This is a genomic window from Enterocloster citroniae (assembly GCF_040545455.1).
Taxonomy (GTDB): Bacteria; Bacillota; Clostridia; order Lachnospirales; family Lachnospiraceae; genus Enterocloster; species Enterocloster citroniae.
In genome coordinates this window covers 1-24,906 of the sequence record NZ_JBEPLZ010000019.1, presented here as the reverse complement: position 1 = coordinate 24,906, position 24,906 = coordinate 1, and the positions used below count along the sequence as shown (strand labels likewise).

22 protein-coding genes are annotated in these 24,906 nt (G+C 49.8%); 21 read left to right on the top strand and 1 reads right to left on the bottom strand.

The annotated features are described in order from the left end of the window. Window positions 1-9 precede the first annotated feature (9 nt). From ABID13_RS20335 to ABID13_RS20235, 21 genes are all read left to right on the top strand, one after another. Complete coding sequence (locus ABID13_RS20335; RefSeq protein WP_157140332.1) at window positions 10-567, top strand: TRAP transporter small permease; 558 nt, start codon at window positions 10-12, stop codon at window positions 565-567. A gap of 17 nt (window positions 568-584) precedes the next feature. Next, complete coding sequence (locus ABID13_RS20330) at window positions 585-1,901, top strand: TRAP transporter large permease (protein ID WP_007867150.1); 1,317 nt, start codon at window positions 585-587, stop codon at window positions 1,899-1,901. 75 nt (window positions 1,902-1,976) lie between these two features. After that, entirely contained in the window at window positions 1,977-2,762 is a 786-nt protein-coding gene (locus tag ABID13_RS20325) for a class I fructose-bisphosphate aldolase (protein ID WP_197092166.1), read from the top strand. A 13-nt stretch (window positions 2,763-2,775) separates the two neighbouring features. Beyond that, on the top strand, window positions 2,776-3,762 hold the full coding sequence (gene iolC / locus ABID13_RS20320) for a 5-dehydro-2-deoxygluconokinase (protein WP_007867146.1): 987 nt from the start codon (window positions 2,776-2,778) through the stop codon (window positions 3,760-3,762). Beyond that, a complete protein-coding gene (locus ABID13_RS20315) occupies window positions 3,753-4,136 on the top strand; it encodes a class II aldolase/adducin family protein (RefSeq protein ID WP_045092291.1) in 384 nt (127 codons plus the stop codon). The genes iolC and ABID13_RS20315 overlap by 10 nt, the downstream gene beginning before the upstream one ends. 177 nt (window positions 4,137-4,313) lie before the next feature. Further along, window positions 4,314-4,781 (top strand): thioredoxin-dependent thiol peroxidase, encoded by a 468-nt coding sequence (bcp, locus tag ABID13_RS20310; RefSeq protein WP_007867143.1) that lies wholly within the window; start codon window positions 4,314-4,316, stop codon window positions 4,779-4,781. A gap of 14 nt (window positions 4,782-4,795) precedes the next feature. Next, complete coding sequence (locus ABID13_RS20305; RefSeq protein ID WP_354021211.1) at window positions 4,796-5,494, top strand: FadR/GntR family transcriptional regulator; 699 nt, start codon at window positions 4,796-4,798, stop codon at window positions 5,492-5,494. Window positions 5,495-5,938: 444 nt separating this feature from the next. Continuing rightward, window positions 5,939-7,162 (top strand): DUF3798 domain-containing protein, encoded by a 1,224-nt coding sequence (locus ABID13_RS20300; protein ID WP_007867140.1) that lies wholly within the window; start codon window positions 5,939-5,941, stop codon window positions 7,160-7,162. 186 nt (window positions 7,163-7,348) lie between these two features. Then, window positions 7,349-8,950, top strand: a complete 1,602-nt coding sequence (locus ABID13_RS20295; RefSeq protein ID WP_045092290.1) for a sugar ABC transporter ATP-binding protein — start codon at window positions 7,349-7,351, stop codon at window positions 8,948-8,950. A gap of 2 nt (window positions 8,951-8,952) precedes the next feature. After that, window positions 8,953-10,035, top strand: coding sequence for an ABC transporter permease subunit (locus ABID13_RS20290; protein WP_007867135.1), 1,083 nt, complete (start codon window positions 8,953-8,955; stop codon window positions 10,033-10,035). A 2-nt stretch (window positions 10,036-10,037) separates the two neighbouring features. Beyond that, the gene (locus tag ABID13_RS20285) at window positions 10,038-11,375 is read left to right on the top strand and encodes an ABC transporter permease subunit (RefSeq protein WP_007867132.1); all 1,338 of its coding nucleotides are present in this window, start codon (window positions 10,038-10,040) and stop codon (window positions 11,373-11,375) included. Window positions 11,376-11,384: 9 nt separating this feature from the next. After that, the gene (locus tag ABID13_RS20280; RefSeq protein WP_007867126.1) at window positions 11,385-12,590 is read left to right on the top strand and encodes a M20 metallopeptidase family protein; all 1,206 of its coding nucleotides are present in this window, start codon (window positions 11,385-11,387) and stop codon (window positions 12,588-12,590) included. Between the two features lie 242 nt (window positions 12,591-12,832). Beyond that, entirely contained in the window at window positions 12,833-14,227 is a 1,395-nt protein-coding gene (locus ABID13_RS20275; protein WP_007867124.1) for a Sapep family Mn(2+)-dependent dipeptidase, read from the top strand. A gap of 11 nt (window positions 14,228-14,238) precedes the next feature. Beyond that, a complete protein-coding gene (locus ABID13_RS20270; RefSeq protein WP_007867122.1) occupies window positions 14,239-15,315 on the top strand; it encodes a M24 family metallopeptidase in 1,077 nt (358 codons plus the stop codon). A gap of 22 nt (window positions 15,316-15,337) precedes the next feature. Then, on the top strand, window positions 15,338-16,747 hold the full coding sequence (locus ABID13_RS20265; RefSeq protein WP_048929342.1) for a Sapep family Mn(2+)-dependent dipeptidase: 1,410 nt from the start codon (window positions 15,338-15,340) through the stop codon (window positions 16,745-16,747). 113 nt (window positions 16,748-16,860) lie between these two features. Beyond that, a complete protein-coding gene (locus ABID13_RS20260; RefSeq protein WP_007867118.1) occupies window positions 16,861-17,832 on the top strand; it encodes an ABC transporter ATP-binding protein in 972 nt (323 codons plus the stop codon). Continuing rightward, the gene (locus ABID13_RS20255) at window positions 17,816-20,080 is read left to right on the top strand and encodes an ABC transporter permease (protein WP_007867116.1); all 2,265 of its coding nucleotides are present in this window, start codon (window positions 17,816-17,818) and stop codon (window positions 20,078-20,080) included. Before ABID13_RS20260 ends, ABID13_RS20255 begins: the two co-directional genes overlap by 17 nt. Continuing rightward, window positions 20,077-21,597, top strand: a complete 1,521-nt coding sequence (locus ABID13_RS20250; protein ID WP_045092289.1) for a DUF4340 domain-containing protein — start codon at window positions 20,077-20,079, stop codon at window positions 21,595-21,597. The genes ABID13_RS20255 and ABID13_RS20250 overlap by 4 nt, the downstream gene beginning before the upstream one ends. 83 nt (window positions 21,598-21,680) lie before the next feature. Next, window positions 21,681-21,905 (top strand): putative signal transducing protein, encoded by a 225-nt coding sequence (locus ABID13_RS20245; RefSeq protein WP_007867110.1) that lies wholly within the window; start codon window positions 21,681-21,683, stop codon window positions 21,903-21,905. Between the two features lie 2 nt (window positions 21,906-21,907). Continuing rightward, complete coding sequence (gene cutA, locus ABID13_RS20240) at window positions 21,908-22,252, top strand: divalent cation tolerance protein CutA (RefSeq protein WP_040417145.1); 345 nt, start codon at window positions 21,908-21,910, stop codon at window positions 22,250-22,252. Between the two features lie 167 nt (window positions 22,253-22,419). Further along, complete coding sequence (locus ABID13_RS20235; RefSeq protein ID WP_007867106.1) at window positions 22,420-22,764, top strand: hypothetical protein; 345 nt, start codon at window positions 22,420-22,422, stop codon at window positions 22,762-22,764. Between the two features lie 246 nt (window positions 22,765-23,010). Here ABID13_RS20235 and ABID13_RS20230 read toward each other — a convergent pair whose 3' ends face one another. After that, the gene (locus tag ABID13_RS20230; protein ID WP_045092288.1) at window positions 23,011-24,354 is read right to left on the bottom strand and encodes an MATE family efflux transporter; all 1,344 of its coding nucleotides are present in this window, start codon (window positions 24,352-24,354) and stop codon (window positions 23,011-23,013) included. Between the last annotated feature and the right edge of the window lie 552 nt (window positions 24,355-24,906).

Here is a 24,906-nt window from a genome sequence, read left to right as displayed (position 1 = left end):
AGAATGTATATGGGAGAAAGTAAATCAACAAGATCGCATAATATGAATGTATTTGAAAAAATAAATCACTGCTTTCTTTATTTTGAAAAGATTGTGCTTACGTTCTGCACCATTGTTCTTGTTATAGCTATTTTTATTCAGGTTGTCTGCCGTTACATATTACTGATCTCTACCCCGTGGGCAGAAGAATTGGCACGGTATCTGTTTGTGTGGATGGCTTATCTGGGAGGGGGATATGCGCTCCATACCGGGGGACAGATAGAGATTGATATAGCGCCTACCATTATCAAATCATTGAAAGGGATAAGCGCTGCAACAAAAGACAGGATCATTCTGCTGTTAAAAACAGTAGGTCTGGTGATAACAGTGGTGTTTCTCCTTGGTTTTTGCTGGGTATTTGGGAATTACATTATGTTCATAGCTGGAGGAAGCCAGACATCCCAGACAATGCATATTCCTATGTGGATTGTATATTTCCCCGTACTTATTGGATCCCTTATTACGGTGTGGCATGGGGTATACAGGATACTGTGCAATATTTGGCCTGTATCCGTTAATGCAGAATGAAGGGAGGGGAATAAGATATGACACCATTAACAGCATTATTGGTATTTATAGGTACGTTTTTATTTGTGGCAATTGTTTTTGTGATTCCTGTTAGCTACGCATTGGGAATTGCCTCCATGGTTGTGTTTATGGCTGGGGGCCATGATGTGGTTACGGTTGCACAGTATGCATGGTCCTCCTTGGACAGCTTTTCTTTCCTGGCAATACCGTTTTACATATATGCCGGTACATTGATGGAGTACAGCGGCATTTCCAAAATGCTGATAAACTGGATCGGAGGTATTATAGGCAGGGTAAGGGGAAACCTTGGAATCATAACCATTCTTGCATCCATGGCCTTTGGCGTGCTTACCGGTTCTGCTATGGCAACAATATCCGCTATTGGAAAAATTGTTCAGCCGGAAATGGAAAAAGAGAAATATCCCAGAGGTTATGTGGCGGCATTACTGGCAGCTACATGCTTTTTAGGGATCCTTATTCCTCCGTCCGTACCGGGAATCATGTACGCGCTGTCGGCGGGAATTAAAATATCGGATGTCTGGATGGTCACTATTGGACCGGCGCTTATTTTTATGGTTGGATATATTGCTGTTAATTATTGCAGGATTGGGCGCCATCTTCCAAAGCCGGAGGCAGTTTCCATAAGCGGAACTGAACGGCTGGCAGAGTTTGGAAAAAACACATTCCGTGCAATTCCAGCGTTACTCATGCCTGTTATTATATACGGATGTATATATGGCGGTATTTGTACGCCTACGGAAGCCGGCGCGTTAAGTGCGGTATATGGCATTTTTTATTATCTGATCTTATGGTTTGTAAATAAGAAAGCGATCAAGGTCGATTTCCTTACCATAGCGGCGATCAGCGGTGCATCAACAGCTGTGATCGGATTGTTAAACGCCTTTTCGGTTATTGCAGGGAAAGTGATAACACTCACCGGGGTCTCCGGTTTCCTTTCAAACCTCATTACACAGTCCATTTCAACCAGAGGCGGCTTCCTTTTAATGATTAATATCCTGTTTCTGTTTATGGGAACATTTATGGATATTAACGCCACAATTCTGATCATGACGCCGCTTCTTCTTCCGGTAGCAATGAACGCTTATGGTATTACAGCGATCCATTTTGGCGCGATCATGCTTGTGAATATGTGCGTGGGATTTTTGACACCGCCTTTTGCAGTGGGGATATTTGTGGGACAGAAAATCGCAGGAGCTACATTTACAGACACAGTAAAGGAAGCAGTACCCTTTATCATAGTTGGTCTGGCGGCGGTTTTGGTCACAACTCTTTGTCCTGGATATTTAATGTTTTTTGTTAATCTGTTTACGTAAATAAAATATACCCGGATAATAATTTAAGAAAGGTAAAGGTGATGATTGATGGAATTCATGGGATATAGTGCACGAATGCGCCGGTTAATGCCTGAAAAGGACGGCAGATATTTCGGATTGACTGTGGACCACAGTATGGCCAGGGGAGTTATGAGAGGACTTGATACCTTCCAGCAGACCATAGATGATATGTGTGCAGGAGGACCGGATGCTATAACCATGCATAAAGGATTGGCAGAACGGTGCTTTGGCCAACATGCAGGTATTACCCCCTTGGTATTGAAATGCACTACTTTTTCGCCCTACCAGCCGGATTTTGACACACCGGTGGCCACGGTAGAGGAAGGTGTAAGACTGGGGGCGGACGCAGTGTCCATCGGGTGTATTGTATGCGGAGACAAACAGCCGCAGCAGTTATCTACGCTGGCCGATTACTGTAAGAAAGCAAAAGAACTGGGAATGCCTGTCATATCCCACATATATCCAAGAGGAAACTGCTTAAAAGATGATGCAAGATATGATTGGAAAAATATACTGTATGCAACAAGAGCTGCGGCAGAGCTGGGAGTTGATCTGATCAAGACGAATTATACGGGAGATCCGGAAAGTTTTGCAAGGGTAGTGGAAGGAACCCCCAGTATGGTTGCCATTGCTGGAGGCGATAACTGCCGGACTCCTCAGGAATTGTTGAAAATGACAAAGGATGTACTGGACTCCGGTGCAGTGGGAGTTACCTATGGCAGGTTTATTATACAGTATCCTAAAATCACTCCCATGGTCAAAGCAGTAAAGTCGATCATACATGGCGGATATTCAGTGAAAGAAGCAATGGAACTTTTGGAAGAGCTGGAACATGAGTGATGGAGATGACATAATGCAATTGGACAGATTTAGAAAAATGGATGTAATAGCAATGGGAAGGGCAACGGTAGACCTGTATGCAAATGAAACCGGGCCCATGGAAGAAGCAAAGACATTTTCCAAATATGTGGGAGGGTCTCCGGCCAATACCGCTGTTGCCATGGCGAATCTTGGACTGAAGGTGGGATATATTGGAAAAGTGTCGGATGATGCTTTCGGAAGATTCATATGTTCCTATTTGAATGGAAAAGGTGTGGATATTTCCCATATACGTACTGATGACACGGGAAGAAGATCAGGATTGACCATGGGAGAGATCAGAGAAAATGGTAAGTGCAGTTATTTTATGTACCGTCAGGATTGCGCGGATTTGAATATACAGTGCACAGAAATCGATGAAAAATATATTGCCGATGGGAAAATGCTTCTGATATCCGGCACATCACTTACACATAGCCCTGCCAGGGAAAGTGTTTTTCTTGCCATGTCCTATGCCAGGAAAAATAACACCAGGATCATACTGGATTTAGACTATAGGACCGATACGTGGGATACGGAGGAGGAAGCATCTGTGTATTACCATATGGCAGCGCTTCAATCAGATATGGTAATCGGTACGCGGGAGGAATTCGATGTTATGGAGCGGATGTTTCTTCCTGGAAACAGGGATGACAGGAAATCAGCAGAATATTTCCTTGAGCGTGGGGCGGAATATGTGTCTATAAAAAGGGGAAAGGAAGGCTCCTGTATATATACCAAAGAGGATATCTATCATGGCGGGGTATATCCTGTGAAGGCGATCAAAACATTCGGCGCAGGAGATGCATACTCAGGTGCATTTAATTATGGGATAATCAGTGGATTTACCATAGAGAAGTGCTTGATGTATGCGGCTGCGGCTGCCTCCATTACGATATCAGGACACAGCTGTTCTGATTCAACGCCTACACTGGAACAGATCGATAGGTTTATTACAGAGAATGACTATATATGCGGATAAAAAAAGAACTGCCGGTTGGGCCGTTAAGGCAGGACCGGCAGTTCTTTTTTGGAAAGGAAGGCATGAAACAATTAGTCTCAATTACGGATGATTTGACAGGGGCGGCAGCAAAATTGAAACTAGGTTGTGTACCAATGATTCCCTATGCAGAGCCAGGCAGTAAAGATTTGGCTGAAAAAGCACGGATCTCTATACTGAAAAATCCCTCCAGTAAAATATTTTTAATGAAAGCCCATGGCATACTGATTTTGGAACAGAGTGTAAAAGCTGGATTTGAGCTGGCAGAACTGACAGAAGATACTGCGAAAATCGCTTTATTAGCAGGAGACAGGTTAATAATGCGGAGGAGATGCCTTAAAGGGGATGGGTTTTAGGTGAAATCATTATTTTTACGCATCCGGCGGTATGAATAAAGACTTTCTCTGGGCTTGACAACCAGACAAAGCTGGAATAATATGATTCCAGAAGTGGAAGGACTTTTTAAGCCCGTTCCACATGTGTACTCCCGGAATCACCGGGAGCATGCCATATAATATAAGGAGGAAACAGATATGCTGCAGGCAGGAGTGAAAGCGCCGGATTTTACATTAAAGGACAAGGATGGGAATGAGGTTACACTGTCTTCCTTTCAAGGAAAGAAAGTAGTTCTTTATTTTTACCCCAAGGATAACACCCCTGGATGCACCAAGCAGGCGTGTGCGTTTGCGGGAGCTTATATTGGTTTTAAACAGAGGAACGTGGAGGTGATCGGGGTCAGCAAGGACAGTGAGAAGTCCCATTCCAACTTTGCCGCCAAGTATGAACTTCCCTTTATCCTGGTATCGGATCCTGAGCTCACAGCCATTCAGGCATATGATGTGTGGAAGGAAAAGAAGCTTTACGGAAAAGTTTCCATGGGCGTGGTGAGAAGCACCTATGTGATCGATGAAAAAGGTGTGATCGAGAAAGTGTTTGAAAAGGCCAAGCCGGACACCAATGCCCAGGAGATACTGGAGTATCTGGACCTGGCATCAGAATAGATAAGGGGTATAATATGGAGAGACAGGAAGAACGCTCCCTGCCGGAACAGATATCAGAGGCCCTCATTGACTATATTTTGAAACAGAAGCTTCAGAAGGGGGACAAGCTGCCCAACGAATTTTCCCTGGCTCAGATGCTCTGTGTGGGAAGGGGGACCATAAGGGAAGCAATTAAGATACTGGAATCCAGGAACATTGTGACGGTGAAACACGGGGCCGGAACCTTTGTTTCTGAAAAATACGGGATTTCAGATGACCCGCTGGGGCTTTGCCTTATGGAGAACAAGGAAAAAACCGTAAAAGATATGGTGGATATGTGCGTGATCATTGAACCGGAGATCGCTGCCATGGCTGCACAGTATGCAGAGGAAGAGGATGTGAAGGAGCTGGAGCGGTGCTGCCAGGAGGCGGAGCAGTGCATCAGGTGCAGTCAAAGCCATGTGGAATGTGATATTTCCTTCCATACACAGATCGCGGTGTGCAGCAAGAACCGTATTGCAGCCAGCCTGATACCGATCATCACATCTTCGGCAAGGATTTTTTCCGAGCTGACCAATTACAGTTATCCGGAGGATACTGTAAGGTGGAAATTGGGGGGGGGGGGGTATAAAGAGATCACTGAGGCTATTAAAAGACATGACTGCCGGGAGGCCAGGGAATCCATGCTGCTTCACGTGATGACCAACAGGCGCAGATTGGCACAATTTTTGTGACAGATTACATAAAATGTAAAAACTTTGATAAGATGCAGTGATAATAGAAAACAACGATAGTAAGGTGGTATGATGACTTTGTGAAACACAAAAAGACATCATACCATTTTTTGTTCCCCAATACCCACCCATATATTGTAAAAAGTAAGAAAATGTCTAATAAATTATACAAAATACACAAATATATAAAAGATTTATTGATTATATTAACATATTATTAAGTTTGCATAAAAAACATGTTGACGTTCTATGGGCATGTTGTTATAATACAAATTAGCGATACGTCATACCTATTTTGCAAAATGCCCTTTCGGAAGCAGGAGGGTAAAAACAGACGGGAATTGACATATTAATGGTCCTGTGACCAGCTTAACTGAGGGTTAAGCACTAGTGCACTCTCGGAGATTCCGGGAGTACACAATATACCAAAGGAGGATTTTGATTATGACAAAGAAGATTTTATCAGTAATGCTGTCGATCTCCATGATGGCAAGTCTTGTAGCCTGTGGCGGCGGCTCTTCCACACCATCCACCACGGCGGCTGCATCCGGAACAACAGCGGCAAGTGAAGCAGCGGCAGGCGGCAGCGAGGCGGAGAGCAGCGAAGCTCCAGCAGAGGCAGCCGGAGATTACAAGATTGGCATCATGACCACAACGGTTTCACAGAGTGAGGAGAGCTACCGGGCAGCTGAGATGCTTCAGGAACAGCATCCGGACACAGTTGTACTGGCAACATTCCCTGATAAATTTGCAACTGAGCAGGAGACCACTATTTCCACAGCCCTGAGCCTTGCTTCTGATCCGGATGTAAAGGCGATCATTTTCAGCCAGGCTGTACAGGGTACTGCAGCAGCTTGCCAGAAGATCCGCGAAGTACGCCCTGACATCCTTCTGATCGCAGCCGGCTATCAGGATGACTCTGCTACCACATCTTCTAACTGTGACGTGTTCTATCACTCAAACGTTCCGAAGATGGGCTTCCAGATGGTGGATGAGTTAAGCGATATGGGCGCTAAGACATTTGTACACTATTCCTTCCCGCGCCACCTGGCATGGCAGCCAACCGCTGACCGTCTTCAGAACATGAAGGACCGCTGTGCAGAGCTGGGCCTGACCCTGGTTGAGACCACCACACCTGACCCAATGTCGGATGCAGGCACTTCCGGCACACAGCAGTTCGTATTAGAGGATGTTCCGCGTGCAGTTGACCAGTACGGCGCCGAGACAGCTTTCTTTGGCACCAACACCAGCCAGCAGGAGCCTATGATCAAGTGCGTGGTTAATACAAAGTCCTACTTTACCATGCCTTCCGACCCCTCTCCATTCGTTGGTTTCCCATCTGCTCTGGGTATTGAGGTACCGGCAGACAAGTTATATGATTCTGATTACATGATGAATGCTATTTCTGAGAAACTGGCAGAGGCGGACATGACAGGCCACATGGGAACATGGACCGCACCTCTTATGACCCTGTTCATGACAGGAAGCTACGCTTATGCGGAAGCATTCTGCGAAGGCAAGACGAACGGAGAGAAGCTGGATGCAGAAGTATTCAAGCAGACCCTCAGCGATGCGGCCGGCGGCGAAGTGGACGTAGAGAACATTACAGACGGCGGAACTACATATGACAACGGCTTCTTCATTATGTGTAGCTACGAAAGATTCTAATTGTTAAATCTCTCTCTATCAATTTTTATATGGGGAACGAAACTTCCCTGATGCTTTCAAAAGGAAGGGATGCAGCGCTAGGCATCCTTTCTTTTTTTAAAAACAGCCCTTTAAACGTGAGTTTTCCGTGGACTGGGGGAAGTACAACCCTGAGAAAGCTTCGGGTTACTGGAAAGGAGAAGAACATTGAGCAGTAAATACATATTAGAGATGAATCACATTGAAAAGGATTTCTTTGGAAATAAAGTCCTGAAAGATGTGAGCATAAAAGTCAAGCCTGGTGAGATTGTGGCATTGATCGGTGAAAATGGAGCCGGAAAATCCACCATTATGAATATCCTCTTTGGTATGCCCGCGATCCAGCAAACTGGAGGTTTTAAGGGCAGCGTTCTCATAGACGGGGAGGAAGTCAATATTAAGTCGCCCATAGAGGCCATGAAATATGGAATCGGCATGGTGCATCAGGAATTCATGCTTATCGATGGTTATGATGTTGCTGAAAACATTAAGCTGAACAGGGAAAATGTAAAAAAGACCCCGGCCAGCCTTGTCTTTGGAAAACGCCTGGATCTGGTAGACCGGGCATCCATGCACAAGGAGTCCAGAGCGACCCTGGATTCCCTGGGGATCGAACTCAGTGACAAGACCAGGGTGGGAAGCCTTCCTGTGGGATATAAGCAGTTTGTGGAAATAGCCAGGGAACTGGATAAGAAAAATACCAAGCTGATCGTGCTGGACGAGCCAACGGCCGTACTTACCGAGACGGAAGCAGAGCAGTTCCTGGCCTGTGTCCGCTCCGTGGCAAAACGGGGGATTGCCTTTATCTTTATCAGCCACAAGCTGGATGAGGTGAAGAACAACACCCACCATGTATTTGTCCTCAGGGACGGCGAGATGGTGGGAGACTATCACACGGCTGACCTGAGCACGGTGAAGATGTCACAGCTTATGGTGGGCCGCGAGGTTGAGATCCTCAACCGGGAGATCGGCCATGAGGAGGAAAACGGGGAGGTCTGCCTGGAATTTAACCACTTTGGGGTCAGCATGCCCGGGGAGGTTGCCAGGGATGTGACCTTCCAGGTAAAGAAAGGTGAGATCTTCGGAATCGGAGGCCTTGCAGGCCACGGAAAGATCAGCATTGCCAACGGGGTCATGGGACTTTACCCTTCCAAGGGGGAGGTAAAGGTACACGGCAGGGTCCTGGACGTGACAAAGACAAAGGATACCCTGGATGACGGTATTGCATTTGTGTCTGAGGACAGGCGCGGTGTGGGACTGATGCTGGATGAGTCCATTGAGCTGAACATCGCCATCGCAGCCCTTAAGACAAAGGACAAATTTGTAGTGAAAAAATTCGGGATACCCTTTTATGATAAGAAAGGCGCCATCGAATATGCCAAGAAAATGATCAAGGATCTGGATATCCGGTGTACCGGCCATGCACAGCCGGTAAAGAGTTTATCCGGAGGCAATCAGCAGAAGGTTTGTATTGCCAGGGCGCTGACCCTGGAGCCTGATATCCTGTTTGTATCAGAGCCCACCAGAGGTATTGATATCGGCGCTAAAAAGATGATACTGGATTCCCTGATGAAGCTGAACAAGGAAAAAGGCGTTACGGTCATTATCACCTCCAGCGAGCTGGCTGAGCTGCGCTCCGTATGCAACCGCATTGCCATTGTCACAGAGGGAAAGATAGCCGGGATCCTCCGTTCCGATGATAAGGACTATAAATTCGGACTGCTGATGAGCGGATCCAAATTAGAAGATGCAGATGAGGAGGCGATGTAAGAATGAACCAGATAAAAAGAGCTGTTAACTTCCTGGGCGTTTCGCGCCTTGTGGTAATTGGATTCCTTTTGCTGCTGATCGTTTCCGTATTCCCCCTGGGGATTAACCCGGGCATGATCTATTCCGACTGTCTGGTGCGTATCGGCATGAACGGATTCCTGGTGCTGGCAATGATGGTTTCCATTGTCTGTGGAGCCGGACTGAATTTCGGACTTCCCATCGGTATCCTTTGCGGTCTTCTGGGCGGTTCCATTGCAGTACAGTTTAACTGGAGCGGCCTGGCCGGTTTCTGGGGCGCATGTATCGTATCCGTCCCCTTTGCCCTTGTTGCGGGTTACTTTTATGCGGTGCTGCTGAATAATGTAAAGGGGTCTGAGATGACGGTAGGAAACTACATGGCCTTCTCCATTGTATCCCTTATGTCCATTGCGTGGCTGGTGCTTCCATACAATAATCCCAAGATCGTATGGCCCATCACAGGTGTGGGTCTGCGTACAACCATGACGCTGGAAGACAACTATGACAAGGTGCTGGACAATTTTCTGCGCATTGATTTTAAGCAGATGGGCGTTCTGCAGAACAATCCCTATTGGAAGGATTTCTCCGTGTCAACGGGACTTTTACTGGTGTTTGCCGTGGGCTGCCTTCTTATGTGGCTGTTCATGAAGACAAAGGCAGGGATCATCATGCGGTGCAGCGGCGTGAATCCGGGCTTTTCCAGAACCCTGGGCGTGAATAACAACAGGGTCCGCACCATCGGTATTGTGGCTTCCACCGTGATCGCGGCCATCGGGATCAATATCTACTCACAGAGCTATGGTTTTTACCAGTTTTATTCCGCTCCTCTGATGATGGCGTTTCCGGCCATGGCAGCGATCCTCATTGGCGGTGCCACACCGAAAAAAGCCAGCGTATTTAATGTGGTTCTGGGTGTTATCCTGTTCCAGTGCCTTCTGACCCTGGCAACTCCGGTTGCCAATGCGGTGATTAATGCGGGAAGCATTTCCGAGGTAGTCCGCATCATTGTCCAGAACGGTATCATTTTGTACGCGTTGACCAAGATTAGAGCGAATGGAGGAAAATAACCATGGAAAATAAAAAACGTAATAAAGTGTTAGAATTCCTTCAGGGCAATATGGTTCCCATTCTCTTCACCCTGCTGTGTCTGGCCAGTATCAAGATATCCGGACAGAATGCAAGCTATGTGATCACGGAGACCGTATCACGTGTGGGCAGGAACGCCATCCTCATTGTATCACTGATCCTTCCTGTACTTTGCGGCATGGGCCTGAACTTCAGTATTGTTCTGGGAGCCATGGCAGGGGAGATTGGCCTGATCCTGATCACCCACTGGAGCTATGACGGATTAAAGGGGATCATACTGGCAGGCATCATTGCCACCGCTTTGTCCATTGTTCTGGGAACCCTTACAGGAATCCTTTTTAATAAGGTAAAGGGACAGGAAATGATCACAGGCATGATCCTTGGATTCTTTGCAGTGGGCGTGTATGACCTGATCTTTATCTTTATGGTGGGAAGCGTGATCCCTATGGTAAACCCTGAGATCATGCTGAATTCCCAAAATGAGGCAGGAGAGACGATTTACGTGGGCCTTAGGAACACCATTGATTTCCACGCCGAGACAAAATACGCGGTGGACAATGCCTGGAAGGTGATGTTTGTAAAGCTGCTCCCATGGCTGCTGGCTGCCCTTGCGGCGGTAACCGTGTGCATCCTGGCCTATAAGATCATGAAAAAGAAGTCGGAGGTCAAAGAAGCGCTGTTTACAACCAAGGGATTTTTAACAGCCACCATTTTACTGGCAATCCTGCAGATCCTTATGAAAACAGTAAAATCAGTGCAGAAGGCATTTTTCATTGTACAGATTCCCATGCTTACAGCCATTGTGATCGCGGCGGTCTGCCTGCTGGTGGTGTTCATAACAAAGACAAAGCTTGGGCAGGACATCAGGACCGTGGGTATGAACATGCAGGTGGCAACAGCGGCCGGTATCAATGTGGATAAGACCCGAATCGTGGCAACCGTGCTGTCAACGGTGATCGCATCCTGGGGACAGATCATTTTCCTTCAGAACATAGGAAATGTACAGACCTTTAACAGTCATGAGCAGGTGGGCACCTATGCGGTGGCAGCCCTGCTGGTAGGCGGAGCATCCATTGACAAGGCCACCATGGGCCAGGTGTTCTCAGGAACCATCCTGTTCCATATCCTGTTCTTCATGACCCCGCTGGCCGGCAAGGTGCTCTTTAACGACCCGCAGCTGGGCGAGTATTTCCGCGTATTCCTGTGTTACGGTATTATCGCCATATCCCTGATCCTGTATGCGTGGAAGAAGGTTGCAGCGGACAGGCGCAGAATTGAAGAAGAAAACCGTCAGCAGCTGGCTGAACTGGATGCAAAATAGGAGGAACGTATGTCAGATATCAATACAAAGGACTTTGCAAAGGCAGTGGAGGACCAGGTCATAGGATGGAGAAGGGAACTTCACCAGTGCCCGGAGCTTGGCATGAAGACAGTGGAAACTGAGAAGATCATTCTCAGGGTATTAGAGGAGATCGGGATCGATGAAGTCCGTTCAGGGATCGGCGGTGAGGACTGCCACGGCGTGGCTGCCGTTATCCATGGCGCCCTTCCGGGAAAATGCCTGGGGATCCGGGCTGACTGTGACGCCCTCCCCATATTGGAGGAGACAGGGCTTTCCTTTGCCTCAAAGAATCCGGGCTGCATGCACGCCTGCGGTCATGACGGCCATACGGCCATGGGCCTGGGAATCGCGAAGATCTTATATGAGAACAGGGATAAGCTGAAGGGGACTGTGAAAATGATATGGCAGCCCGGCGAGGAAGGCGACAACGGGGCGCTGAAGATGATAGAGGACGGTGTCCTGGAAAATCCCAAGGTGGATGCCATGATCGGCCATCACTCCGGTACCAGTAGGTTTCAGGAGGTGGCGCCGGCCCAGATCGGCTGGACACATGAACCCTCCTCCTTCTGTATCACGGGCTGGTGGGCAAAATTCCACGGAAAGAGCGCCCATATCGCGGAGCCTCATCTGGGAGTGGACCCGCTGCTGGCCGCCTGCTATGCGGTGACGGAGCTTCAGGCCGTGCTAAGCCGGGAGAAGCAGCCCAACAAGCCCGCAATCTGTGCGGTGAGCATGTTCCATGCAGGGGATAAGAACAATATCATTCCGGATACCTGCTGTCTGGAGGGTTCCATCCGCTCCAACAACGAGGAGGACCAGGAGTACTATTACCAGCGGTTAAGGGAGATCTTCCAGGGAGTGGCAAAGACCATGCGCTGCACGGCTGAGGTTGGTTACGGGCATTACCTGGGCGCAACGGATAATGACCCTGAGATGGTAAAGAAACTAGTGCCCATCGCGGAAAAGGTCCTGGGAAAGGAAAATGTAATAGAGGTAAAGATTGCAATTCCCGGCGGGGAGGATTTCAGTGAGTTTACAAAGCGCGTCCCCTGTGTGTATTACTATCACGGCGGAAACTTTGGGGATGAAAGGGATTTCCCCCAGCACAGCTCCAGATTTGACCTAAATGAACAGACCCTGTGGTCCGGCGTGGCAGTCATGACCCAGTTTGCATTTGACTGGCAGGATATGTAAGATACAGCCCCCGCCTGACCTTCCGGTTTGGCGGGGGCTTTTGTAAATGCCCCACTAAGCTCGTGGAAGACCTCGCAAAGTGGGGATGACATCTATCGCACGTAAGCGCCTAGAGGACAGGCGCTAAGTGCTCATAAGGAGCCACCCCACTAAGCTCGTGGAAGACCTCGCAAAGTGGGGATGACATCTATCGCACGTAAGCGCCTAGAGGACAGGCGCTAAGTGCTCATAAGGAGGAAAAGATGACGGAACAGGAATTATTATTAAAGGCAGATGAATTTATTGAGGCAAATATGGAGGATATCATCCGGGATATAAAGGCCGTGGTGGATATCCCCAGCGTAAAGTCGGAGGCAAAGGAAGGGGCGCCTTTTGGAGTGGAGGTGAGGCGTGCCCTGGGCAAGGCGCTGGAGATCGGGGAGCGCATGGGATTTAAGACCGTGAACTGCGGGGACTATCTGGGGTATGCGGAGCTTGTGGGGGAGAAGGAGGAGTATATCGGCACCATCGCCCATCTGGATGTGGTGCCGGCCGGCAACGGATGGAACACGGATCCCTATGATATGGTGGTAAAGGATGGCTATCTGATGGGGCGCGGAGTTGTGGATAACAAAGGCCCGCTGATCCTTACTTATTATATGGGAAAGTTTTTTAAGGATCTGGGCACCACCCTTCCCTACAGCCTGCGCATGATGGCAGGGTGTGATGAGGAGAGCGGCATGGAGGATGTGGAGTATTACATCCGCCACTATGAGGAGCCGGTATTCCTGTTTACGCCTGACTCGGAGTTCCCCCTGTGCAACGGTGAAAAGGGATGCCTGTGCGGCAATTTTACAAGCCTTCCCTTTAAGGACGGGGCTATCGTGGATTTTGGCGGCGGTATGGCTCACAATGCAGTGGCTGACCAGGCATATGCGGTCATCCGCGCCGGCCTGGAGCAGTGTCCTAAGGCAGAGCGGATCACGGTCACTCCGGCGGATGAGGGCGTAAGGATCGATGCCGCCGGTATCGGGGGCCATGCTTCCCATGCGGAGGGGACGATCAATGCCATCGGGCTGATCGCGGACTATCTGCTGGAGCACGATCTTGTAACTGAGGAGGAAAAAAGGTTCCTGAAAGTGGTGTCCCTGTTGTGTGAAGACTATCAGGGGCATGGACTGGGGATCCAGTGTGATGACGGCATTTTTCCGCCCCTGAGCATTATCGGGGGAATGATCAGGATGGAGGACGGTGTGCTGAAGCAGAACTTTGACTCCCGGTATCCCACCAATACCACAGGCGGTGAACTGGTGAAAAAACTGTCCGAACTGTGCGCCCAGTATGGTGTAACGGTCACGGATGTGGAGGACAGCGTACCGTTTTATATCGGTGTGGATAAGCCGGAGATCAAGGCCTGCCTGGATGCGGGCAATGAGATCCGGGGAGTGGACGGAAAGCCTTTTACCATGGGAGGGGGAACCTATGCCCGCCATTTTAAGAATGCAATCAGCTTCGGCACTGAGATCCCGGCCGAACCCCTTCCAGGCTTTGTGGGAAAAATACATACCTTTGATGAGGGAATCGGCATTGACCGCCTTAAGATGTCCCTGAAGATCTATATCCTTGCACTGTACAGGCTGATGCAGATTGAGTTCTAAAGGAGGAGCATATGAAGAGAAACCGAGTGGATGCAGTCCTTGACAGGTTGGAACAGATGGGTCTGGAGCAGCTGGTCATAACGGACGCCACCTCCATTTTCTATCTCACAGGTATCTGGGTGGATGCGGGAGAGCGCCTGGTGGCCCTGTACTTAAGCAGGCACCGGGACTGCTGTTTCTTTGTAAATAATATGTTCAACCTGCCGCCGGACCCGGGAGTTAAGATTGTGCGTTTCTCCGACACGGATCCGTATCTTGAGATGCTGGCAGGCTGCACGGACAGTACCAGGCCTTTGGGGGTGGACAAAAATATGCCGGCCCGCTTCCTGCTGCCCCTGATGTCAATGGGATGCGGTGCAGAATATGTGAATGCCTCCATCTGTGTGGATGGGGCCAGGGCAGTGAAGGACGAGGAGGAAATGGAGGCCATGCGCCGCGTTTCCGCCATCAATGATAAGGCTATGGCGGAATTTAAGGCGCTGTTAAAAGAAGGGGTGACAGAGCGGGAAATCTCCAATCAGATGAAAGAGATTTACCAGAAACTGGGGGCTGATGACCTGTCCTTCCCGCCTTCCGTGTGTTTTGGGGCCAATGCAGCCATCGGGCATTACCGTTCCGGAAATGTTGCCCTGAAAAAGGGGGACTGTGCGCTTCTGGATGTGGGGTGCAAAAAGGACAGCTATTGTGCGGATATGACAAGAACCTTTTTTTGCGGGGAAATAGCCAAAGAGGAGCACCGCAGGGTGTATGAGCTGGTGCTGGAGGCGAACCGGGCGGCGGAGGCCATCATAAAACCAGGTGTCAGGCTCTGCGACATTGACGCGGCAGCCAGAAAAGTGATCGAGGACGCGGGATATGGTGATCGGTTCACTCACAGGCTGGGGCATTTTATCGGACTGGAGGTCCATGATTTCGGGGACGTGTCCGGCGCAAACCAGGAAACAGCCGTGCCGGGCAATATTTTCTCCATCGAGCCGGGAATTTATCTGGAAGGCGATGTGGGAGTGCGCATCGAGGACCTGGTGCTGGTGACAGAGACGGGGTGTGAGATACTTAATTCCTACGGCAAAGATCTGGAGATAATCTGACAGGGAAGGACGGATCAGAACAATGATAGAAGAGTTAAATAAGTGTATAGAGTCCAATAAAGAACAGATGGTGCAGTCCCTTTGTGAGATCGTGGGTATTCCCAGCAAATACGGCCGGCCAAAGGAAGGGGCGCCATACGGCGAGGAGTCCCGGCGGGCCCTTGGGTTTGCCATGGACCTGGGAAGGAAGCTGGGGTTTGAAACCGTTGTCAATGTGGGGGATCGGGTATGCTATATTGAGTACGGCACAGGAACCAAGGTGGTGGGGGTATTTGCCCACCTGGATATCGTGCCTGAAGGGGATGGATGGACCTATCCGCCCTTTGGAGGCGAGATCCATAACAACCGGGTCTACGGCCGCGGTACCGTAGACAACAAGGGACCCTTCATCGCATCCCTCTATGCCCTTTATGCCATCAAGGAATGCGGGCTGTCTCTTGGGGATTACCGGATCCGCATTGTGGGCGGGACCAATGAGGAAAAGGGTATGGACGATATGAAATATTACGTGTCCCAGTGCGGTGCCCCTGACGCCGGTTTTACGCCGGACGGCCTGTTCCCCATGTCCTTTACGGAACGAGGGATCAATTATTATTATATGTCCTACGGCTTTTCTGAGAGATCCACCTCAAAGGTCAGGGTCTTGGAGCTCCATGGAGGGGAAATCCTCAATATGGTTCCTGACAGGGCCTTTGCAAAGCTGGAGGTTTCAGATGCAGCAGAAGCGGACCGGGTGATGAAGCTGGTGGAGGAATACCGTCAGACAACAGGCAGGGATGTGACTGCCAGGCTGGAGGAAGACAGGATCGAGATCACATCCAGGGGACTGTGCGCCCACTCCTGTACGCCTTTTAACGGCAAAAATGCCATTGTGGCGATTCTTATGCTGTTAGCTGATCTGGGGATCAACGGATCCATGGGAGCATTCCTGAAGTTCTTTGCGGAAAAGATCGGGATGACCACGGACGGGAGCCTTCTTGGGATGAAGAGGGAGGATGAGTGCGGCAAGCTCACATTCAGCCTTTCAAAGATGGATGTGGATGAAAAGGGGTTAACGTGGGTGGCTAACATACGCTATCCGTATACCTATAAAGACCAGGTGACAGAGGATTTTACGGCCAGGGTCGCTCCTGAAGGAATCGTGGTCCATGAGGTGGACGCCCACAACACATACAGATTCCCTATGGACCATCCCCTGATCCGGACGCTGCGCGGCGTTTATGAGGAGCTGACCGGAAAGGATTCGACCCCCAGCCATGAGGGCGGTACCTACGCCCAGGTGGTGCCGGGCATTGTGCCCTTTGGCTCCATTTTCCCGGGAACCCCGGACCTGTGCCACAGGCCGGATGAGTGCATTGACATTGATGAATATGTCCTGGACGCAAAGCTTTTTGGAAATGCCATGTATGCGCTGACCAGGGAAGATCTTTAAAGACAGGTTACCCTCAGTGGGCAAGGGGCGTGTGTGCCCTTGTCCACTGAGGGTACGGATTAATGATGTAGACTCCGAGAGTACACACAGGAACAAAGGGAGGAAATAAACCAGTGATAGAAGTAAAAGACCTGGTAAAACAGTACGGAAGCTTCAGGGCAGTGGATCACCTGAGCTTCACAGTGGAAAAAGGACAGATATATGGGTTCCTGGGACCCAACGGGGCGGGAAAATCCACCACCATGAATATGATCACAGGCTATCTGTCCGCCACGGAGGGAACCGTGCTGATTGACGGACACGATATATTTCTGGAGCCGGAGGAGGCCAAGCGTCATATGGGATACCTGCCCGAGATACCGCCTGTGTATCCGGATATGAATCCCCAGGAGTACCTGACCTTTGCGGGGGAACTGAAGGGCATTCCCAGAAAAGGACTTATGGGGGAAGTGGAACGGGTAATGGGGCTTACCGGCATCACCCATATGAGACTTCGCCTGATCAAGAACCTGTCCAAAGGGTACAGGCAGAGGGTGGGATTTGCCTGCGCCCTGCTGGGGGACCCGCAGGTCATTATTCTGGATGAACCCACCGTGGGTCTGGACCCCAGACAGATCATAGAGATCAGGGAACTGATCAAGTCACTTGGAAAAAAGCATACTGTGATCCTCAGCAGCCATATCCTTTCTGAGGTCAGCGCGGTATGTGATCATATACTGATCATATCAAAGGGAAAGCTGGTGGCCAGCAATACGCCGGAAGGGCTTGGAAAGCTGATGCAGCGCACCAATGTTTACGATATGCTGGTTCAGGGAGACCATGAACGGCTGGGGGAACTGCTGAAAGGGGTCCATGGACTGCAGGCCATCACCACCTCTGCCCATGATTCGGGATTTGCCGCCGTCCATCTGGAGACGGATGAAAAGACCGATCCCAGGGCCCAGGTGTTCCGGCTGCTGGCAGGAGCCGACTGCCCCATCATGGAGCTTAAGTCCGCTACCATGAGTTTGGAGGACGTGTTCCTGGAACTGACCGCCCAGGATATGCAGACAGAAGGAGGAACGGAACATGAAGGCGATTTATAAAAAAGAAGTACTCTCATTTTTCCGCTCCATGATGGGGTATCTGTATACAGCCTTCCTGCTGCTGATCGCCGGCGTATTCTTCACAGCCTTTAACCTCCAGGGCGGCGTTGCGGAGTTTGGGTATGTGTTGGGCAATACCACGGTTGTGCTGCTGATCGTGATACCTGTCATTACCATGAGGGCCCTGGGGGAGGAGCAGCGGCAGAAAACGGACCAGCTGCTGTTTACTGCCCCTGTCAAGGTGAGCAGGATCGTGCTGGGCAAATTTTTTGCCATTCTTACCGTATTTGCAGTGCCTCTGACCGTGCTGACAGCCTGCCCGCTGGTGCTTTCCCTTTACGGCGCAGTGCCTTTAAAGGAATCCTATTCCTGCTTCCTGGCATTTTTCTTTATGGGAGCTGCCTGCATCGCGATCGGCATATTTATATCCAGCATCACTGAGAGCCAGATCATAGCAGCGGTGGGGACCTTTGCCATCATGCTGTGCAGCTACCTGATCAATGGCATGAGCGGTCTTATGGGCATCTCAGCAGTCAATTCCGTGGCAGGTTTTGCGGTTGTGGTTCTTCTGGGGGGAATACTGCTTGCCGTAATGACAAAGAGCCTGCCTCTGGGTGCTGCGGCAGCCGGCATATGTGAAGTGGGGCTGGGGGCCGTCTACCTGATGGACAGTACCGTGTTTGAGGGCGCATTTCCACGTTTTTTAGGTTTCTTTTCCCTGTTCCAGCGCTATTATGATTTTGTGGACGGGATATTTGATGTCACCCATCTTGTGTATTATCTGGGAATTGTGGTGTTGTTTTTGTTCTTTGCCGTGCAGTCGGTGGAGAAGCGCAGATGGGATTCCTTTAAGGGCAAGCATTTTAAGATCGGGCTGTATGCAGTTACAATGTGCGTCCTTATGGTAGTGATCGTGGTCCTGTCCAATCTGATCGCGCATAAGCTCCCTTCCAGGTATACCAGGTATGATACGTCTGCTTCCGGGCTGTACAGCATATCACCCCAGACCAGGGAGGTGGTTTCGGCCAACGAGGCTCCGGTCAGCTTATACCTGATTGCTTCCAAAGGAAAGGAAGACCGGAAGCTTACGCAGCTTTTGGAAAAATACAGGGATTTAAGCGGAAGGATCACAGTGGAATACGTGGACCCCATCCTGTCACCAGGGTTTGTATCAGAGTACACATCGGATAAGGTCAGTGACAACAGCATCATTGTGGTGGGAGAGAAGCGGTCCAGGGTACTGCGCAATACGGATCTGTATCCGGTAAACTACGATTACGATACGGGCAGGACTACCACGGATTTTGACGGTGAGGGGCAAATCACCAGCGCAATCCATTACGTGACCTCAGACACCCTTTCAAAAGTATATCTGATCAATGGACATGGGGAAAATGAACTGACGGAATCCTTTGTCTCCGCCATGGGAAAGGAAGGCGTGGAGGCTGAACCCCTGAATCTGACCTCGGCGGACCGGGTGCCGGAGGATGGGGGCTGCCTGTTCCTAAACGTGCCTGTGTCCGACCTGACGGACAGGGAACGGGATGTGCTGGTTTCCTATCTGGAACAGGGGGGGCGCATGCTCCTGATCACAGGCATTACCGCTGCCCGGACGCCCAACCTGGACCAGGTGCTGGCCGGCTACGGTGTATCCGCGGTCCAGGGCATGATCGTGGAGGGGGACAGCAATTACAGCATTCCCTCTTATCCCAATTTCCTGCTTCCGGAGATTAGAAACAGCCAGATCACGGAGCCATTTATTTCGGAGGGCAGTCTGCTGCTCATGCCCAATGCCCATGGCATTGTGAAAACGGAGGATGTGCGCAGCACGGTGGAGGTGGACGGGATCCTTACTACCTCCTCCAACTCCTATATAAAGACAGACAGCTCATCCTTGGGATATATGCGCGGTGACCCGGTGGGACCCTTTGCAACAGGGGTAACCGCCGTGGAGCGGACAGACGAGGGGGAGACCAGGATCGTATGGTTTTCCAGCTCCGGTATGCTGATGGAGGAGATGGATGAAATGGTGGGAGGAAATAATACAAACCTTGTATTAAATTCCATCGGATGGATGACGGAGCAGGAAAACAGCATAACCATCCGTCCAAAGCCCGCCTCATCCGCGTCCCTCAGGCTTACTTCGGCCCAGGCCATGCGCTGGAGCGTGCTCTTTGTGCTGGCGGTTCCGGCTGCCGTGATGACCGGAGGCAGTATCCTGTGTATAAGAAGGAGGAGACGTCAATGAGACGAGAACAGAAACGAAATCTACTGCTGGCGTCAGTGACAGCCATTCTGCTTCTTGCAGTCTACCTCATGATACCACCGGACACCAACATAAAGACCGGGAAAGAGGAACATCTGGTGGTGTATTCCATGGATCCGCAGGATGTGACAGGTCTTGCATTTAACAGCGGGAACGGCAGGATCTCCCTTGTAAGACGGGAGGGGGGATGGGTTTACACGGAGGATGAGACATTTCCCCTGAACCAGAATTTTGTGGATACCATGCTGGACAAGACGGCGCGGCTCACCGCAGGGCGCTTTGTGGCGGAGGGCAGCGCTCATTACGGCGAATATGGACTGGACCAGCCATCCAACGAGATCCTGGTGACCGGAACAGCGGGAACCCGGACCATCTATCTGGGAAGCACCAACAGTGCAACAGGAGACTGTTACATGGCGGTGGATGGATCGGAGAAAATATACACGGTGGATGCCACCTTCGCTAACCTGTTTTCCAGCAGCCTGAATACCATGGCAACGCGGGAGACCCTGCCGGGGATCAGCCTGGATAATATGGTTGTGGTCACTGTGAAAAAAGAGGGGAGTACGTTTGCCTTTTCCAGGCCTTCCCAGGGAGAGAGCCAGGGAGAGGGAGGCTGGAGCGTTTCGGAAAATGACGGGCCGGCCAGGGCGGCTGACAGCGGGCTGGTATCAGAGTGCCTGGGCAAGCTGGTGAAACTCAGATATGAGGAGATGACAGTGTACCACCCCACACAGGCGCAGAAAAAGGAATACGGACTGGCAGGGAACGAAGGGGAATCAGGCAGCTTGATCCGGGTTGTTTACCGGGATGATGCCGGGCAGGATGGTTCCGGGGATTCCGGTCAGGATATATCCGGGCAAGGCGGGGCCGGGCAGGATGGGAGCGGGGATACCATGGGGGAATTTGTGCTGCACATGGGAAGAGACAGCAAAGACGGCCTTTACACCTATGTATATCCGGAAGGCGGGCAGGGGATCTATGCTGTGAAAAAAGATGGACTGGAGCCCTTCCTGCACCTTTCATCTGAAAACTTCCTGTCCCTGAGCGTGGCGCCTGTTAAGGCGGAGACCCTTGCCGGACTTACACTCACATGGGAAAACGGCAGGGCGGAGTTCAGGATCAGCCCGGCCGGAGATGAAGGCCGGGAAGAACAGCCGGAGGAACAGAACGGCGGACAGGAAAACGGACAGAAAAAGGTCTATACCCTGAACGGACAGGAGATAACGGAAGCGGAATTTAATAAATTTTATTATCCGCTCTATGGTTTTGCGGCGGAAAAGAGGGTTTCGGACATGGCTTCACAGCTGATCAGCCAGCCCATTCTCACCATGGAATACCGGTGCGTTCCGGGGACTGCACAGGATATGACCGTGGACCTCATTCCCTATGACCAGAATTATTATGGTGCCAGGGTAAACGGCCAGGCATTCCTGCTTGTAAACAGGCAGAGGGTCAACAGCCTGATGAATGAAGTGAATAAACTACCATTGGAGTGAGAACCCATATCTTTTGTCCCTGTTAAGTGGTATGATATAGATATATCTTGTACACAGATGGCAGAGACAGAGGAGGTAATACAATGGAGCGTAAAGTGGTAAAAATATACTCGGCAGAGAGCAGCATACAGGCTGAGATGATCCTGGATACCCTTGGCGGCAACCAGATACCGGCCTATAAAAAGGATGTTGGTTCCAGTGGGATCATGAATGTATATGGCACCAATTCCCTGGGCGGGGAGGAGATCTACGTTGCTGAGGAGGACGCGGAGCAGGCGCTGGAAGTATTGGGAGGAATGGGGCTTTGATCATGGAACCGTTTAGCTGCTGCAAGATGGAAATTTTTATACCTGAATCCCATTTGAATGTGCTGCAGACCGCGCTGCAGCAGGTGGACGCCGGACACATCGGAAATTATGACAGCTGCCTGTCCTACAGTTATGTGACAGGATGCTGGAGACCGCTTAAGGGCAGTAGTCCATATCTGGGCAGCTGTGATGAGGTCAGCCGGGAACAGGAACTTAAGGTGGAGGTGACCTGCATGAGGGAACGGGTCAAGGAAACCCTGGCTGCTGTTAAGAAAATCCACCCCTACGAGGAGCCGGTCATCAATGTGATACCGCTGTATATGACCGGAATGGATGGGATTTCCTGACAGTTTCAAAAGAGATAAAATGAAAGGATGACTGAGAAATGTTCAGCCATCCTTTTTGTTGTATTACGGGCAAAAATAGTGTTTTTTATGATGGGAATCTGTTTTAAACACAAAATGTAGTGGGGATTCTTGGGGAGTTGACCGTTCTAGTAATAGGGAGGGGTGGTATGAAAAAATATAAAACATACATTGGCCTTATGATTCTGATGCTGGTATTTGCCTTAAGCGCACACTATACCCGTATTCCGGAATATAAAATATATAAAATATTTTCACAGGAAGGTGCAGACTTTAAGGAGACGGAGCTCCATGTCATCGTATATAAGCCATGGAATACGGATGGAACCGCGGGGCGGATCGTTACCCAGCATAATAAAATGAATGGAATGCCTGACAGACTGACGGTTTTGCTGTATCACAGCAAATATGACGTGGACCACGGCCGGGATTATTACAAGGCCGTGTATGAAAATCAAGGTGGATATGATCCGCCTCCTTTGTGTTTCCCGTAGCGGAATTTGAAGCTCGCTGATCTAACGAGGCCGCACACAACTTGCCCGATGCGTCCGCCCGGGTATGGACAGCTGTAATAAAATAGGGGGCCGGTGGATAAGGGCATTCATGACCCCGCCAGTATCAGTAGCGGATAAATTGCCGGCAAACCACTTAATAAGCCTATGGGAACGTGTTATATGCACATACTCATAGGCTTATTCTGGTTTTTCCTATTTTTGAGAACAGCGGCCCTGATCGCAGGCTCAAAGCATATTGCGGTCCTTCTTCGCAACCACTAAATAAAATATAAAATGTGCAATTGTTGTCAAAACCCAGGAAATGGGAAAGCTTAAGAACAATACCTCAAGGGATGTCCAGGTTTTGAATATGGTTTGGATCCATATGATGCGGAAACCACAGGCTCCCACAAGGGTAACCACTGTGGGCATCACAGAGTATCCCAGGCCACGGAGCACTCCTGCAACTGCTTCCATGATACCGCACAGGAAATAGGGGAGCATAAGGACTGCCATTCGGATCATGCCATACTCAATATCTGCTGTTTCATGAGTATACAGGGATAGCAGAGGCCTGCCAAGCCCATAAACCGCAAAACCTAAGACCAGGCCAAAAAGACCTGCATATAACAGGCACAATCTTAATATCTTAGGCACCCGGTCCCGCCGTCCTGCCCCCACATTCTGGCCCGTAAAGTTAATGCCTGCCTGATGCATGGAGTTGGTGGCAGCGTATACAAAGCCCTCAATGCTGGTGGCAGCGGAACACCCTGCAATTGCCGCGGAGCCAAAGAGATTGATGGAGCTTTGGATCTGCATATTGGAAATGGAAAAAACAGTGTTATTCAGTCCTGCGGGGATACCCACACGAAGAATGCGTCCCAATATGGTTTTGTCTATGCGCAGTTTCCTAATATCCAAATGGAAAGCGCCTTTCTGGCGCACAAGGTAACGGATGACTAAGATAGCTGAAACAACCTGGGAAACAAGGGTGGCGATGGCAACCCCGGCAACGTCAAGGTGAAATCCGATCACCAGGATCAGGTTTAATATGACATTGATGACGCCCGTACAAGCAAGGTAAAATAAGGGCTGTTTCGTGTTGCCCTGGGCCCGGAGAATGGCTGCCCCAAAATTGTAAACCATGATTGCTGGTGAACCGAGGCAGTAGATCCGGATATACAGCAGAGACTGGTCAATGATATTATCGGGAGTGTTCATGTATATCAGACAGATGCGGCTGACACAAATACCGATAACGGCAAGGAGTATCCCGCTTAGCAGGCTTACTGTAATTGCAGTATTCACGGTCTTCTTCAATTGTTCCTGATTCTTGGCGCCAACATACTGTGCGGCTATGACATTTACTCCGATTGATAATCCAAGAAAGGTATTGACCAGAAGGTTTGTCAAATAAGTGGTGGCCCCAACGGCCGCCAAAGCGCTGCTTCCTGCAAACTGTCCCACCACAGCCATATCACAGGCATTAAACAGCAGCTGCAAAACTCCGGTCAGAATGACCGGAATTGTAAAGCGGAAAATATTTTTTGTTAGGGATCCCCCCAGCATATCGATTTCTGCGCGTTTCATCTTTCCCTCCGATTGAGACTCCCGCCTTTTCCGGCAGCGAGCCATAACTATTTGTCTTGGCAAAAGTGTCAATCTCCTTCTGTCAATCTCCTTCCAAGATGAAGCTCCAGCGGATTGCTTAAGGCGCCTGGTTATTTTTGCCGTGCCAAATATGGCGTGCGCCTTGCAAATAGATAGATAACTAAATTTATTATATCGTATATGCGTTTATTGTCAAGAAATGGTATTTATAAAAGTTAGAATAGAGAGACAAGGAACCGTCTTACCCACTTCTATTTTTTTGCCAATTATGGTAAAATATTCATATATTATAAATCCAATAGGCACAGCAACCACATCTGCTGATCAACAGGAAACCGTGGTGCATGGTGCAGAAAATCATGGCGGCCGGTCCTTAAGGGGAATACACAGGGGTTACAGCAATAAAAAGCAGAAAATATCAAGCAGGAAACACCTGCTCAGACTGTAGACAAAATGGTTCCTGGTGCGATGCACCCGGAACCATTTTGAATTTTATATAGAGATATATTGGTTCGAATATCCAGACAAAAG